This window comes from Adlercreutzia sp. ZJ176 (genome assembly GCF_011038975.1).
Taxonomy (GTDB): Bacteria; Actinomycetota; Coriobacteriia; order Coriobacteriales; family Eggerthellaceae; genus CAAEEV01.
Window position 1 is genome coordinate 71,448 of sequence record NZ_JAAKEC010000011.1, and the last position, 13,591, is coordinate 85,038.

A 13,591-nucleotide genomic window follows, 5' to 3' on the forward strand; every position below is an offset into this window, starting at 1 on the left:
ATCATCATTCTTGCTCCAGTGTTATTTCTGCGCCAGTGCCCGAAACAGGGACCTTATATGTTTCGGCGACGGTGCGCTTGAAGAACAACAGCTTGTAGGTGGAGTTGGGCTCAACCGTAAACTTGCCCTGCGAACTTCCCGGCGTAGCACCTGTCGCGCTTGCGTCTGTCCACGACGCCATCAGATCGTTGGTGTTGTCGGGCGAAAACTTACTGCTGTCCCACTTCAGTGTTACTTCACCAGCGTAGTCGTTGGTTTCAACCGTCACCAACACCGTACCGTCGCCCTTATCGGCAATCTTGTAGCTGGGTACGCTGCCGGCAACCGTAAATGTCGCAGCAAGCGTCTTGGCGTAGGGAGAGGTCGTTTGCACCATCACCGTAATGGAGCTGCCCGGCGAGGTGGGTGTATTAGGCGTCACGTGAAGCACCTGTTGTGCTTTATCATCTGCGTCCGTTACCTTATTAAGCTGGTAGCTGCTACCAGCATCGGGGCTTACCTCTGTCCCATCAGCGGTTTTCACACTCACTGTCGCATTTTCAGTCGTCACTTCTACCGTGTACATTATGTCCACCTGTGAGATGAGCGCGATGTTTTCCTTCTCGTAGTTGTATAAGCAAATATCGAAAGCGCCCGCGTACGGTACCACGCGCTGTTTAGGGGTTTGCCCTTCAGAGCACTCAACAAGATAGTCGGAGCTTATGTGGAATGTAGCCGATTCCATTTCGGACCTATAGGGATTCTCCGTCACGTAGCGCGCCGCCACGCTGCCAGCCGCTAAAACGACCATGCAAACGATCAACGCCACCCATGCGGCGACATGCTTGCCGCCCTTGATGGGTGCGCTCTCGGCAATTTGTCGTTTATCGTTTCGCATTCCTATTCTCTCTTCCGTACTGAGATTTCGCTAGCCTACTCGGACACGCAGCACGTTGCGCAGGCTGGCAGAGCCTCAGTCGATCTGCTCTGCTCTCACGGTTAGCCTCACTTCCGCCACCGCATTTCGTGAGGCGTATTTCGCATCGTTTTTTTCTTTTGGCCAAGTGGCTGTGAGCACATAGGTGTCCGTACGCGGCGTTGCAGCGGCGAATTGGGACGCTTGCCCTGTCTTCTCAACAGGAGATGCCGAACCGTCCTCCAATCTGACCGTGAGAGTCGACGAACCCGGCCCGCTTTCTCCGTCCGAACCCCCTGACCCCCCTTCGCCTTCCGCTGTCTCCGTACCAGCCGCGACCAGAGCATCACCTGCGCCCCTTGCAGCGCCCGCATCTCCTGTGCTCTGCTCTTTGATCGTGCATACAAGCGGCATGCTGCCGTTGAGCTGCACGGTGAACGAGCACTGCAGCGCCACCTCGCTGACCACGGTACCGTCGGTATTACCATTGCTCACCGTGAAGGTATAGTCCTTACTGTCTCCTGGTTTCTTGATGCTGCTCAAGTTAAAGGTTGCCCGGTCCTTACCCTCTGCCATGAACGCAAACCCTGCCACGCGGGCGGCGTCTTGCGATTCACCTTCGGAGGCGAAGCGGGCGTGGAGGGTTACGGCGAGGCACGTCGTGATGACGACGAGCACCAGCAGCACGCACGCTGCCCGCGTCGCGCTCCCCCTCTGCTCTCTCGCCTCGCCTTGCACGTACCTCATAGATCCTTCTCCGCCTTCGGACTTGCCTCGCGACCAGTTTTCGCTTCGCGCGCGATTGCCGACGACTCAGGCCCGACAACCACTTTGCGAACTGCTGTCGCTTCGCACGCCATCGCCGAATTGCACGCAGCCGTCGCTCCACGAACCGCTGCCGTCTCACCCGCCGCTGCTTCGCGCGCCTTCGCCGTCTCGGCGCGCAGACGAGTGACCTCGTTCCGCAGGGCGCTCAGCTGTGCGTCCTGCTCGCGCTGCTCCGCCTGGGAGGACAGCGCGAGCAGAGCGAACGAACCCAGCACGATGATGACGATCGCCGCCGGGGTCTTGAGCGTGCTCACCACAGCCCCCAGAAGCGGGATGCGCAGCGCCACCACGCCCTTCACCGCGCTTTCGGCGATCGGCTCGTCCGGCGCGTTGTTCGCGTCGCCCTGCGTGGTGAGCAGGCCGCCCTCGCGCGCGATCACCCGGTGCGTCACCAGGCTGCGCCCCGCCTGGTACACCACGACGTCGCCCACTGCGTAGCCGTCCTGCGCCTGCACGATGACCAGGTCGTCCACCTCGAGCGCCGGGGACATGCTGCCCGACATCACCGTGGCCACGCCGAACCCGAAGGGCATGGGCAGCGCGTCACCCGCCAGGACGACCGCGACGAAGCGGTAGATGCCCAGCCCGAGTACGAGGCCCACGACCGTCAGCATGACGCAGCGCACCGCCGCGGAGATGCGGGGCGCGCGCACGCGGCTGGCACGCGACGCAGCGGCGGGCTGGGACGCAGGTTGGACCGCGGCACGGGGTTCGACGGCGGGCTCAGCGAAGGGACGGCCTGAATGCCGCCCCGCATTGCCGCCGGCGCCCTGGCCGATGCTGCAGCTCACGTGTTGCTCTGTGCTACGGACGGGCATCGCCTGCGTCCTCCTTGCGCCTGCGCCGCAGCGCCACTACGATCACGAGCAGCGCCAACGCCGCCGCACCCGCAAGGCCCGCGGCCAGCGTCGCCAGAGCGGCATCGCCCGTCTGGGGCAGCCAGCTGGCAACGATGTCCCACGGGGTCTTCGGGCTTGCAGAAGCATCCGACGTGGGGTTGCCTGCGGGATCCTTGGTAGCTGCCGGGTCATCAGCGACTGTCGGGTCGTCGGGCCTGGCAGGGTTCGTGACCTGCTCTGCTCGCACGAGGATGGTTGCCGTGGCGCCGAAGTCCTCGCGTACCGCCCGGTCGCCATGAGCCGTGTCAGCATCGTCGGCGTTGGCAGGAGCAGCAGCCGCGGGGGCACTTGCGCCGCTGGCGCCATTGGCATCCACAGCATCAGCTGAGCTGGCAGCGACGACCGAAGTGTCAGTTGAGTCGATTGCGTCGGCATTGGCGTTCGCAGAGCTGGCGCCTGCGTCAACGGCGGCGTCGGTGTCCTGCTCGTATGGCCAGCGCCACTCAATGGCGTACTTTGCCTGTCGCCCCGCACCCAACGTGGCGCTGTCGAGCACCTCCTCGCTACTGCGAAGCTGCCAGTCGCTCACGGGAGCCCCGCTGGCGTCCAGCAACCGCCATTCCAGCGGGATGATGGTTGCAGCATCAGCTGGTTGGCTCTCTGACCAGGTGTCCACCTTGAGCACCACCTCGTAGCCCAAGGAGACATCGGCGTTGTTTCGCAGCGTGAAAGCGTAGCTGCTCGTGGTGCCAGGGGCGAGCAACTTGTCCCCGTCGGCAGACGCCACGTTACCGTCGTAGCTTCCTTTGAACAGATCGACCTGCGTCTCACTGCTCCACACCTGCACGTCGTCGGCAACGTCCAGCTTGCCGCCAGCATCGGAGCTTGCCGAGGCACTTGAGCCCATCGAAGCGTTAGAGCCCGTTGACGTGCCAGCGTTTCCCGACGCATCAGAGTTCGATGACGCTAGTGTGTCAGATTTCTCCGAGGAATCGGAACCTGTTGATGCGCTGACACTTGTTGACGCCTTGACGTTTTCAGACGTGCTCGAATTTGCCGACGCGTCAGCGCTTCCTGATGCGTCGGCGTTATCTGATGTGTTGGAGCCTGACGATGCGGCAGGGATCGTCGCGGTCGTCGCCGCACGACCCTGTTCCGAAGAGTCCGTCGTGTACGACGCTGTTGATCCAGAACTCGCTGTCGGATCGGATGTCTCAGCAACGGCAGATGGGACAAGGGGGATCGCATAGGCGTCGTGCGACGAGAAGCGGCCGAGGCTGCTTCCGAGCACCGTCATGCTCACCGCCACGCCCAGCACCACCAGCAAGCAAACTGCTGGAAGCCACGATGTCGAATGATTTTTTTGAGAATGGGCGGCCTGCTGCGAGGCCGTCTGATAGCTACGCGGCTTCTTCACAGAACACCTCCTCGCAAAAAGCACTGTGTCAAGCCTCGTTTTATACTCTCTGGAAAAGCAGGAAGCGCCCTCTCCCTTCAGACGCAAAGGAAGAGGGCTTTTTGCGCATCACGCATTATGAAAACTGCGCCGCATAGGATTAGTCGATCTGAGTGACAGTAGCGGTGTAGGTAAACCCTATCGCCGGTGCAGAATTCAGATCGCCAAGAGCGGTGTCTTTTTCATCGGTCCGATAAGCACCATCAGTAGTTTCGCCGTTAAAGTCCCAAACCCAACCAACCGCGTGGTCGTACTCGTCAGCTAAGTTAACGCCAGGAGCGACGTTCTCTTCTTTTTCTAGAGCAGTCTCTACTCCTGTTATAAAGTCAGCGATAGTATAATAGGTATAGATATGCTTCCCATTGACCTCAGTAGTGCCCTTACTTGCACCCATCTTATACTGATCACCATCAATGGTGATCACAATGGGGCAATATTCATTACCATTAGCAGTCCAATCAGTAAGGTTGAGCGTCGCTTCGGTCTTCACCTTGACCGCTACCTCAGGAGCACCGGAAATAATAGCGTTAACCAAAGTACCAGACGTACCAGGAGCAACTACCTTTTCGTTACTTACGACAGAATTGCTTATTGCATTATTATTATCATCATTAACTGCACCATCCGTAGAGTATGCCTCTGCAAACGCACCATCGCCTGAGAGCGTTACCATCACACCCCACTTCGCAACGCGCGCCGTATCGGTAGCGTCATCACTGGTCGTGTACTTCGCGAAGGTGGCGCCGATGATGCAGGTGGTCAGCAGCACCAGGATGAACAGCCCGGAGGCTGTGCGGAGAGATACGTTCTTCTCCATCCTTACATCGTCTCCTCTCTTAACAGGCTATTCTGCTGAGCTCGCAGCTGCTCGAGCTCGCTTTGCAGCAGGCTCGTCTCAGCCCGCATGCGCTTCTCGTATTGGCGGCGGCGGAACACGTCCCAGCCCACCAGCAAGATAATGGGACACACCACGCACAGGACCAGCCCCGCGGGCGTCTGCATGAACATGACCACGTTGCCGAGGCCCGGAAGGCGCATCTGGTAGACGCCCACCAGCTTGTCAGCCGGCACGGGCGTGGCGTCGTCGGCGTTGTTGGCGATGCCGCGCGTGATCCACGAGACGCCGCCCTCGCCTTTCACGACCTCCGTCACGGAGTGCGACACGATGCTCGTGCCGTTGCCCGCCGGATCGAAGAAGGCGATGGTGTCGCCCACCTGGACCTCCTCGGGCTCGACCGCGTGGCATATGATGAGGTCGCCGCTTTGGATCTCGGGATACATGGAATCCGTCAGCACGATGAGGGGGAACACGCCGCCCACGCTGGGAACCTCGTCGGGGGCTATGAAGCTGCGTATGATGAGGGTGACGTTGATCGCGAGGATCGGGAGCAAAATCACGCAGAGCACGATGCCGATGACCGTGCCCACCTTGTGCCTCAAGCTCGAAGGCTGCTTCTCGCCGGCGCGCTCCGCACGTGGTGCTTCCCCTTGACCGTGCAGCTTCGCGCTATCCTGCTTGGCTCGCGCCATTTCCCCTAACTCCTGCTAACGCCACCCGAGCCTTCCCTCGGGCTGTGATAGGCTGACATTATGGCAGCCATAAAGTTACTATATGGTGACCATGATACCAGTTATGGCCCTAAATGAAAGTATTTGTCAGGGCCATGACATACCAATTCTAACGGATTCTGGAATTTCTCTTCCACGGGAAACGCGCTCGTCAGGTACCGAAAGCAAACGAATGTTTCACGTGAAACATTCCGACGTGCTCTCAAGACGCAAAAAGCGGCCCCTCGGGTTGAGGGGCCGCTTCGTCAATTTGGGGGCGGGGGTGCCAGTCGTTCGCGCGGTGACAGACAGTCAGCTAATCGCGCAGCACGCGGACGGTCGGCAACCCCAACAACAGCGCGCGGACGGTCGACAGCGCAGACAACAGACGGCGCCGGCAACAGCGTGCAGACGGCCGGCGGCGCAAGTAACAGCACACGGGCGGCAGACGGCCGGCAGCACCATCCCCAGCGCGCGAACGGCAGGCGGCGCGCCCGCCGTCGCCCAGCGCGCTACATCTTCTCGGGGGCGGAGACGCCGAGCAGGCTCAGCGCCAGGGCCAGCACGATGCGCGTGGCGTCAACGAGCGCCAGGCGCGCCTCCTGGAGCTGCTTGTCCTCCACGAGCACGTGGCAGTTGGTGTAGAACTGGTGGAACAGCGCCGCGAGGTCCTGGCAGTAGTGCGTCAGGCGGAAGGCCGCGCGGTCGCGCGCCGCGAGCGCCACGAGCGTGCCGAAGTCGGCCATCTTGCGCATGAGCGCCAGCTCGGAGGCGTCCGTGAGCACCGAGAGGTCCACGTCGGCCGGGATCACCTTCGCCGCCAGCTCGTCCATGGAGATCTCGCCCGCCTCGGCGGCCGCAGCCACGTCGGCCGGGGCGGCCTTGCGCAGGATCGAGCAGATGCGCGCGTGCGCGTACTGCACGTAGTACACCGGGTTGGAGTTGTCCTTCTTCTTCGCCACCTCGATGTCGAAGTCGATGGGCTGGTCAGACGAGCGCGACAGCATGAGGAAGCGCGTGGCGTCCACGCCCACCTCGTCGATGAGCTCCTCGAACGTGATCATCTCGCCCGTGCGCTTGGACATGCGCACCGCCTCGCCGTTGCGGAAGAGGTTCACCAGCTGGCCGAGCATGATCTCGAGCGCGCCAGGCCAGCCCCACGCGGCCAGCATGGCCTCGCAGCGGGCGATGTAGCCGTGGTGGTCGGCGCCCCAGATGTTGATGAGGTGGTCGAACCCACGCTCCATCTTGTTGTAGTGGTAGGCCACGTCGCTCATGAAGTAGGTCATCTCGCCGTTGGCCTTGATGAGCACGCGGTCCTTCTCGTCGCCGAACGCGCTGGACTTGAACCAGGTGGCGCCGTCCTTCTCGTAGATGTAGCCCTTCTCGCTCATCGCCGCCAGCGAGCGGGACACGGGCGTCTCGCCGCCCTCGTCCTCCACGTAGAGCGAGCGCTCGCTGAACCAGCGGTCGAATGTGGTGCCGAAGCCCTCGCAGATGCGCTTCTGGTCCTCGAGCATCATCTGGTAGGCGCGTTCGCGGAAGTTCACCATGCGCTCGTTCTGGTCGGCGTCGAGCCACTTGTCGCCGTCATCGTCGATGATGACCTGCGCGATGTCCTTCACGTAGGCGCCGGCGTAGCACGCCTCGGGCATCTCCACGTCGCGCCCGAGCAGCTGCTGGTAGCGCACGGCCACGCTCTCGCCGAAGTTGTCCATCTGCACGCCGTGGTCGTTGACGTAGAACTCCTCGTACACGTCGTAGCCCGCGTGGCGCATGACGCGCGCCGTGGCGTCGCCGAGCGCCGCCCAGCGGCCGTGGCCCACGTGCATGGGGCCGGTGGGGTTCGCCGAAATGTACTCGAGGTTGATCTTGCGCTGCCCCTCGGGGATGGTGCCGCGGCCGTACTCGCCGCGCACCTCGCGCACCTCGCGCACGACGTTCTGCAGCACGCCGTTGGACAGGCGGATGTTGATGAAGCCGGGGCCGGCGATCTCGATCTGCGCGATCATGTCGTTGGCCGGCACGTGGTCGACGATGATCTGCGCGATCTCGCGCGGGTTCTTGCGCGCGAGCTTGGCCGAGCGCATGGCGACGGTGGAAGCCCAGTCGCCGTTGGACTCGTCGCGCGGGCGCTCAAGCGCTGCCTCGGGCGCGCTGTCGAGCTCAAGCGAGCCGTCCTCACGCGCCGCAGCAATGGCCGCGTCGATGATCTGCTCCAGTGATTCGCGAATATCCATAGTGTCGTCTTCTCCAAACTCGTTCGAGGGCAGCCGCGCCGTCCCCTGCCGCGCAACGCGCCCGCTCATGCGGCGCGCCCCGCGCGGCGGCGCACCCGTCGGGATGGTGGTCCTTCGGGGTGGTGCTTTCGCTGGGGCAACGCGCCCGCTCGGGCGGTGCGGCGGCCTGAAACCGCAAGTGGGCTGATTCTACCATCTTTCACCTGTCTATGCGGGCGTTTTGCCGCCGCAGCCCCCGCATTCGCCATTCGTTCACAACTCCCCGGTGCAGTCCGCTACCTAGTCCGCTGCCTTCCTCCCTGCGCGCAGGATCCCAGCCGATCGATCGCGCCGTCAAAGCAGCTCGCCATGCCCGCGATGGAGCTCGTCGATATGCCGCTCGCACGCGCCGCCTTGCGCCAGCCCCCTAACACGCGCGCCATATCCCCGCACGTCGCGCGCGCCCCCTCGGCGCTTACGCGGAAGTACTCGCACACCGAAACGGCCGCTTGCGGAAGCGCCTCGGTCGCCTCGTAGTCGAGCGCCGTGTTCAGGTACTTGAGCTCATCGCCCGGCGTGGGGTTCACGTCAAACGAGGGAGCAAGGCGCCATCCTCGCCCATCGTGCAAGAAGCCGTAGTTCCGCAGGTGGTTGTCAACGTTGCCTATCGCGCAGCTGAACAGGGCGCGCCGCCAGAGCTCGGGAAGGTCCTTGCTAGGCGCCGACCCGTTCTCCTCCAGGAACTCAACCAAGTCGAGGTAAGAGTACCGTTCGCCGTCCGTCCCCTGGACCGCCGTCAAACCGCTGATGTACGGGATGCGGCGCTCGCCTTCGCGGTCAAAGCGCCTCAGGAGCAGCACAGAGCGACCCGACACGCGCAGAAGCCGCGCGGGAGGAACGCACATGCCCGCGCGCTGCGCCAAATGCGCCGCCACGTTCTCCCATGCGCACACGTCCTCGTCGGGAAGCTCGTCGGCCTTGGGGAACTTGGCCACGTTGAGCACGCCCTTCTCGTCACGCACCGAAGCCTTCGGGCGCGCGCCGCCGAGGCTCGACCCCGCCGCGAGGAGGTCGCGCACGTCGGCGTCCATGTCGCGCGCAGCGCGATCAGCCGAGGCCAGCAGCGCCGGTATGCTCACCTCGCGCGGAACGCCCGAGGTGCTCGGCGCGAGGGCAATGCCCTCACTCCAGAAGCGCAGCGCCCCTTGACGCGTCTCGTCGCTCACGCCGGCAAGCAGATCGCCCTCGAAGAGGGAGCGGGCCGCACGACCTTCCTCGCGCGCCGCGGCCCGCTCTGCTCGCTGCATGAGGTTTCGCCCCCAGCGATCGGGCATGCAGTCCTCGAATGCGCGAAACATCGGCGACGAGCCCGCATGCAGCGTGCCCGCCGTAAGTCGCATGCTCGGATCGAGGGCGATGGCGTGCGGCAAGGCGAGGTACGCTGCGTCATACGTGAAGCTTGCCGACTCAACGCCATGCCGCACGTGGGTGTAGAGCCGCCCCGCCAGCACGTCCTCCCCGCACAGCTGAACGGTGACTGCGAGCTCCATCGCTACCCCCTCACGCGCTTGGGCACGTCATCGTAGGCGCGCAGCTTGCCCATGGGGGTGTTGAGCGGGTCAGTCGCCTTCTCCACGTAATCGAGAAACCCCAGGATGCGCGCCACGCGCAAGAAGTTCTCAAAGCTGCCGGCGCCTTCGTTGAGCAGCTTGCGAACCGTCGGAACGGAGAGGCCGGCACGTTCAGCCAGAAGCTCCACGGTTATGCGCTGCTGGCGTCGCGCAAGGTCGAGGTTGCGCGCCACGTTACGCATCGCCCGGTTGACGGGAAGCGGCGTCCTGGTTGGCATATGGCATCTCCTTTATAGAAATAAATGTTTCCTCCTAAGAGTATAGTTGAAATATTTGTTTCTGTTAAATAGACAATATGAACGCCCAACTCCCCTCCCCCATACGCGAAGATGCGCCCGGTTTCCCAGGCGCATCTTCTAGTGCTCGGACATGAGGCTACGGTTCCTAGTGCCCGAGGGGTGCTCACATGGTCATCGGAATGGCCAGCATGGCGACGGTGAGGATGATCGCGCACGCCACGCCCAGGACCACGAACAGCTTGCCGCCGAACTTGAGCCAGGTGCCGTACTCGATCTTGGCGAGCGCCAGGCCGCCCATGATGGCTCCGGAGGTGGGGGTGAACAGGTTCACGAGGCCGTTGCCAGCGCTGAAGACCATGATCATGGTCTCAACCGAGAACCCGAGCTGCCCGGCCAGGGGGCCCATGATGGGCATGGACACGGTTGCCATGCCGGAGGAGGACGGGATCAGGAAGGACAGCACGATGTAGAGCAGGAAGGACAGCGGTGCGAAGATGATGGCCGACACGCCGGCGAGGGCGTTGGCGGCGTTCTCGAGGATCCACATGCTCAGGCCCGTCTCGCCCATGAGGACGGTGATGGAGCGGGCCAGCGCGATGATGAGGACGACCGACATCATGTCAGCAGCGCCGTTGATGAACGCCTTGACGAAGCGCCTCTCGGAGAGGCCACCGATGATGCCGATCACGAGCGCCATCAGCAGGAACCAGGTGGAGGCCTCGTCGAAGTACCACTGGCCGAGCGGCAGGCCCGTCAGGAACGACGACCAGCCCTCGGTGACCTGCTCCTCGGCGACAGCCGTGCCGGAGACGTCACCGTCGAGCGTCAGCGCGGTGCCGGTGGCCTCGTCGTACACGGCGGCGATCTCCTCGCCGTCAACCGTCGTCTCGACTTCCTCGTAGGTCGCGCCCGCGTTGAACACGTCGACGCCGAGGTCCTCCCACGGGATGAAGCTGACGATCATGATGACGAACGTGAAGGCGAACACCACGAGCGTCCACTTCTGGCGGCCGGTCATGGCCGGAGTGTTGTCAGCCGCGGCCTCTTCCTCGACATGGCTGAACTCGGCGTGCATGATCTCCTGCTCCTGGAGGGACAGGATGGTTGACCCCTTGTCAGCCTTCACCTTCTTGGCGTAGCGCATCACGAACACGATGGAGATGGCCAGCGTCACGAGCCACAGCACGGCGCCGAGGCCGATGATGATGCCCTGGTTGATGACGAGGCCGGTGGCGGACAGCGAGTCGATGGCAGCGCCGACGGCGAACGGGTTCACCGTGGAGCCGAGGACGCCGCAGCCGGCGCCGAGCAAGACCACGGCCGCGCCGACGAGGCTGTCAAAGCCCGCGGCGACCATGGTGGCGGCCAACAGCAGGTAGAACGGGACCGTCTCCTCGCACATGCCGTAGGTGGTGCCGCCGATGGAGAAGATGAGCATCAAGATGGGGATGAGCACGAGCTCGTTGCCGTGCAGCTTCTTGACGAGCGCGGCGATGCCAGCGTCAAGAGCGCCGGTCTCGGTGACGATGCCCAAAAAGCCACCGAGGATGAGCACGAACAAGCAGACGGGCAGGGCGTCGGTGAAGCCCTTGACGGGCGCGGTGAGCACGCCCGAGAGCGTTGCGCCCTCGATGCCCTCGACACCGACGGCGCCCATGATGACGGTGATGACGGCCAGTGCGACGAGCATGATCAACAGGATGGTAAACGAGGATATGCTTCTCTTCTTGCGATCTTTCTTGGTCTCGGAAGTCATGATATCCCCTCCTTTTCTCAATAGAGGTTGAGTATGGGTCGCACCACGGCTCCCTTAAGCCGTGATGATGGTACCGGTTTCTCCCTTGAGGCCCGCGGCGGCGCACTCGAGCGAGGTGATGAGGGCGCGTCCCTCGGGATGCGCCTCCAGGTACTCGATGCATGCCTGGACCTTCGGGAGCATCGACCCGGGGGCGAACTGCCCCTCGTCGATGTACTTGCGCGCCTCAGCGACGTTCATGACGTCGATGTCGCGCTGGTCGGGCTTGTTGAAGTTGATGGCCACCTTCTCGACAGCCGTGAGGATCACGAGCATGTCGGCCCTGAAGTCGGCTGCCAGCTTGGCGCTCGAGCGGTCCTTGTCGATGACCGCGGGCACGCCGTGGTAGCTGTCGTCGCGCTCGACGACCGGCACGCCGCCGCCGCCCGCGGCGATGACGATGTAGCCGTCGTCCATGAGGTCCCTGATGGCGTCGAACTCAACGATGCGCTGGGGCTTCGGCGAAGCCACCACCTGGCGCCAGCCGCGGCCGGCGTCCTCTTTGTAGGTGTAGCCGGTCTCGGCCGCGCGCGCCTTCGCCTCCTCTTCGCTGAGGAAGGCGCCCACGGGCTTCGTGGGGTTCTCGAACGCCGGGTCATCAGGGTAGACGACCGTCTGCGTGACCACGGACGCCGTCGAGCGCATGATGCCGCGGCGCTTGAGCTCGCCGAGGATCGCCTGGGACAGGTGGAAGCCGATGTAGCCCTGGCTCATGGCACCGCACTCGGGGAAGGGCATGGCCGGCGTCTTGCCGTCGTGGGTGCTTGCGTAGTCAAATGCGTTGTTGATCATGCCGACCTGAGGACCGTTGCCGTGAGACACCACGACGTTGATGCCCTCGGCCACCATGTCGACGATATGGATGGCCGTGCTCTTCACAAGCTCAAGCTGCTCGGCCGGCGTATTGCCCAAAGCGTTGCCACCCAATGCAATGACTACGCTTTTGCCGTCGCCTTTCTGATAGGCCATTGAAATCACCACTCTCAGGTCGAATTTGGGAACAGCGACCTAGGGGAGGCCCCCTAAAGCCTCCCCCACAGGTCAGGGGGTACTAAAAACAAACCAGCGCTGGTCGTTCTAACGCACAGGTCGCTCGCAAGATCGAGCAGCTCCGCTTGCCCTGGCGGGGCAAGCGGAACCAACCTACCTCAAGGTTGCGTACATGACCGCCTTGATGGTGTGCATGCGGTTCTCAGCCTCGTCGAACACGCGCGACTGCTTGGACTCGAACACCTCGTCAGCCACTTCCATCTCGGTGACGCCGAACTGCTCGGCGATGTCGGCGCCGATGGTGGTCTTGGTGTCGTGGAAGGACGGCAGGCAGTGCATGAAGATGGCGTCGTCGGAGGCCATAGCCATGACCTCGGTGGTCACACGGTACGGCTCGAGCAGGCGGATGCGCTCGGCCCACAGCTCAGCCGGCTCGCCCATCGACACCCAGATGTCGGTGTAGATGACGTGCGCGCCGGTGCAGGCTTCCTTTACGTCCTCGGTGAGGGTGATCGAGCCGCCCGTCTCCTCGGCGATCGCGCGGCAGGTCTCCACGAGGTCGTCCTTCGGCATCTGCGCAGCTGGGCCGCAGGCCACGAAGTGCAGGCCGAGCTTCGCGCACACCACCATGAGCGAGTTGCCCACGTTGTTCTGCGCGTCGCCCATGAACACGAGCTTGAGGCCCTTGAGGCCCTGCGGGAAATTCTCCTCCACCGTGAGCATGTCGGCGATCATCTGCGTGGGATGGAAGTCCGTGGTGAGGCCGTTCCACACCGGGACGCCGGCGTTGGCGGCCAGCTCCTCCACGATGGACTGGTCGAAGCCGCGGTACTCGATGCCGTCGTACATGCGGCCGAGCACGCGGGCGGTGTCCTCGATGGACTCCTTCTTGCCCATCTGCGAGCTGCCCGGATCGAGGTAGGTGACGCCCATGCCGAGGTCGTACCCGGCAACCTCGAAGGAGCAGCGGGTGCGCGTGGAGGTCTTCTCGAACAGCAGCACGATGTTCTTACCCTCAAGGTAGCGATGCGGCACGCCTGCGCGCTTCATGTCCTTGAAGTTCTTGGAGAGCTTGATGAGGTAGCGGATCTCGTCAGGGGTGAAGTCAAGCAGCTTCAGGAAGTGACGACCACTCAGATTAACAGGCATGT

Annotated in this window: 13 protein-coding genes; 1 reads left to right on the forward strand and 12 read right to left on the reverse strand. The window is 63.2% G+C overall.

The genetic code is table 11. From position 1 onward, the window contains the following. Positions 1-4: 4 nt before the first annotated feature. From G7Y50_RS07315 to G7Y50_RS07330, 4 genes are all read right to left on the reverse strand, one after another. Positions 5-877, reverse strand: coding sequence for a hypothetical protein (locus G7Y50_RS07315; RefSeq protein ID WP_165051136.1), 873 nt, complete (start codon positions 875-877; stop codon positions 5-7). 75 nt (positions 878-952) lie between these two features. Then, the gene (locus G7Y50_RS07320; protein WP_165057012.1) at positions 953-1,642 is read right to left on the reverse strand and encodes a hypothetical protein; all 690 of its coding nucleotides are present in this window, start codon (positions 1,640-1,642) and stop codon (positions 953-955) included. Further along, positions 1,639-2,514 (reverse strand): signal peptidase I, encoded by an 876-nt coding sequence (locus G7Y50_RS07325; RefSeq protein ID WP_165051115.1) that lies wholly within the window; start codon positions 2,512-2,514, stop codon positions 1,639-1,641. Before G7Y50_RS07325 ends, G7Y50_RS07320 begins: the two co-directional genes overlap by 4 nt. A gap of 13 nt (positions 2,515-2,527) precedes the next feature. Continuing rightward, the gene (locus G7Y50_RS07330; protein ID WP_165051103.1) at positions 2,528-3,469 is read right to left on the reverse strand and encodes an LPXTG cell wall anchor domain-containing protein; all 942 of its coding nucleotides are present in this window, start codon (positions 3,467-3,469) and stop codon (positions 2,528-2,530) included. A gap of 64 nt (positions 3,470-3,533) precedes the next feature. On the opposite strand from G7Y50_RS07330, the gene G7Y50_RS07335 reads away from it, so the two are divergent. After that, the gene (locus G7Y50_RS07335; protein WP_165051092.1) at positions 3,534-3,812 is read left to right on the forward strand and encodes a hypothetical protein; all 279 of its coding nucleotides are present in this window, start codon (positions 3,534-3,536) and stop codon (positions 3,810-3,812) included. A 306-nt stretch (positions 3,813-4,118) separates the two neighbouring features. Here the strand turns inward: G7Y50_RS07335 and G7Y50_RS07340 are convergent, their stop codons facing one another. From G7Y50_RS07340 to argF, 8 genes are all read right to left on the reverse strand, one after another. After that, positions 4,119-4,835 (reverse strand): hypothetical protein, encoded by a 717-nt coding sequence (locus G7Y50_RS07340; RefSeq protein WP_165051082.1) that lies wholly within the window; start codon positions 4,833-4,835, stop codon positions 4,119-4,121. A gap of 2 nt (positions 4,836-4,837) precedes the next feature. After that, on the reverse strand, positions 4,838-5,548 hold the full coding sequence (locus tag G7Y50_RS07345) for a signal peptidase I (protein WP_165051070.1): 711 nt from the start codon (positions 5,546-5,548) through the stop codon (positions 4,838-4,840). Positions 5,549-6,078: 530 nt separating this feature from the next. Further along, entirely contained in the window at positions 6,079-7,806 is a 1,728-nt protein-coding gene (argS, locus tag G7Y50_RS07350) for an arginine--tRNA ligase (protein WP_165051061.1), read from the reverse strand. Between the two features lie 275 nt (positions 7,807-8,081). Further along, complete coding sequence (locus G7Y50_RS07355) at positions 8,082-9,335, reverse strand: type II toxin-antitoxin system HipA family toxin (RefSeq protein WP_165051051.1); 1,254 nt, start codon at positions 9,333-9,335, stop codon at positions 8,082-8,084. 2 nt (positions 9,336-9,337) lie between these two features. Continuing rightward, a complete protein-coding gene (locus G7Y50_RS07360) occupies positions 9,338-9,634 on the reverse strand; it encodes a helix-turn-helix transcriptional regulator (protein ID WP_165051042.1) in 297 nt (98 codons plus the stop codon). Between the two features lie 184 nt (positions 9,635-9,818). Further along, the gene (locus G7Y50_RS07365) at positions 9,819-11,411 is read right to left on the reverse strand and encodes a YfcC family protein (RefSeq protein ID WP_165051031.1); all 1,593 of its coding nucleotides are present in this window, start codon (positions 11,409-11,411) and stop codon (positions 9,819-9,821) included. 54 nt (positions 11,412-11,465) lie between these two features. Continuing rightward, on the reverse strand, positions 11,466-12,419 hold the full coding sequence (gene arcC / locus G7Y50_RS07370; protein WP_165051020.1) for a carbamate kinase: 954 nt from the start codon (positions 12,417-12,419) through the stop codon (positions 11,466-11,468). A gap of 174 nt (positions 12,420-12,593) precedes the next feature. Further along, the gene (argF, locus tag G7Y50_RS07375; RefSeq protein ID WP_165051008.1) at positions 12,594-13,589 is read right to left on the reverse strand and encodes an ornithine carbamoyltransferase; all 996 of its coding nucleotides are present in this window, start codon (positions 13,587-13,589) and stop codon (positions 12,594-12,596) included. Between the last annotated feature and the right edge of the window lie 2 nt (positions 13,590-13,591).

Coding starts and splice junctions, on each gene's coding strand:
- arcC (WP_165051020.1), bottom strand. CDS start 12,419: ATGGCCTATCAGAAAGGCGACGGCAAAAGCGTAGTCATTGCATTGGGT.
- G7Y50_RS07365 (WP_165051031.1), bottom strand. CDS start 11,411: ATGACTTCCGAGACCAAGAAAGATCGCAAGAAGAGAAGCATATCCTCG.
- G7Y50_RS07315 (WP_165051136.1), bottom strand. CDS start 877: ATGCGAAACGATAAACGACAAATTGCCGAGAGCGCACCCATCAAGGGC.
- argF (WP_165051008.1), bottom strand. CDS start 13,589: ATGCCTGTTAATCTGAGTGGTCGTCACTTCCTGAAGCTGCTTGACTTC.
- G7Y50_RS07340 (WP_165051082.1), bottom strand. CDS start 4,835: ATGGAGAAGAACGTATCTCTCCGCACAGCCTCCGGGCTGTTCATCCTG.
- G7Y50_RS07330 (WP_165051103.1), bottom strand. CDS start 3,469: ATGGGCTCAAGTGCCTCGGCAAGCTCCGATGCTGGCGGCAAGCTGGAC.
- G7Y50_RS07320 (WP_165057012.1), bottom strand. CDS start 1,642: ATGAGGTACGTGCAAGGCGAGGCGAGAGAGCAGAGGGGGAGCGCGACG.
- G7Y50_RS07355 (WP_165051051.1), bottom strand. CDS start 9,335: ATGGAGCTCGCAGTCACCGTTCAGCTGTGCGGGGAGGACGTGCTGGCG.
- argS (WP_165051061.1), bottom strand. CDS start 7,806: ATGGATATTCGCGAATCACTGGAGCAGATCATCGACGCGGCCATTGCT.
- G7Y50_RS07360 (WP_165051042.1), bottom strand. CDS start 9,634: ATGCCAACCAGGACGCCGCTTCCCGTCAACCGGGCGATGCGTAACGTG.
- G7Y50_RS07345 (WP_165051070.1), bottom strand. CDS start 5,548: ATGGCGCGAGCCAAGCAGGATAGCGCGAAGCTGCACGGTCAAGGGGAA.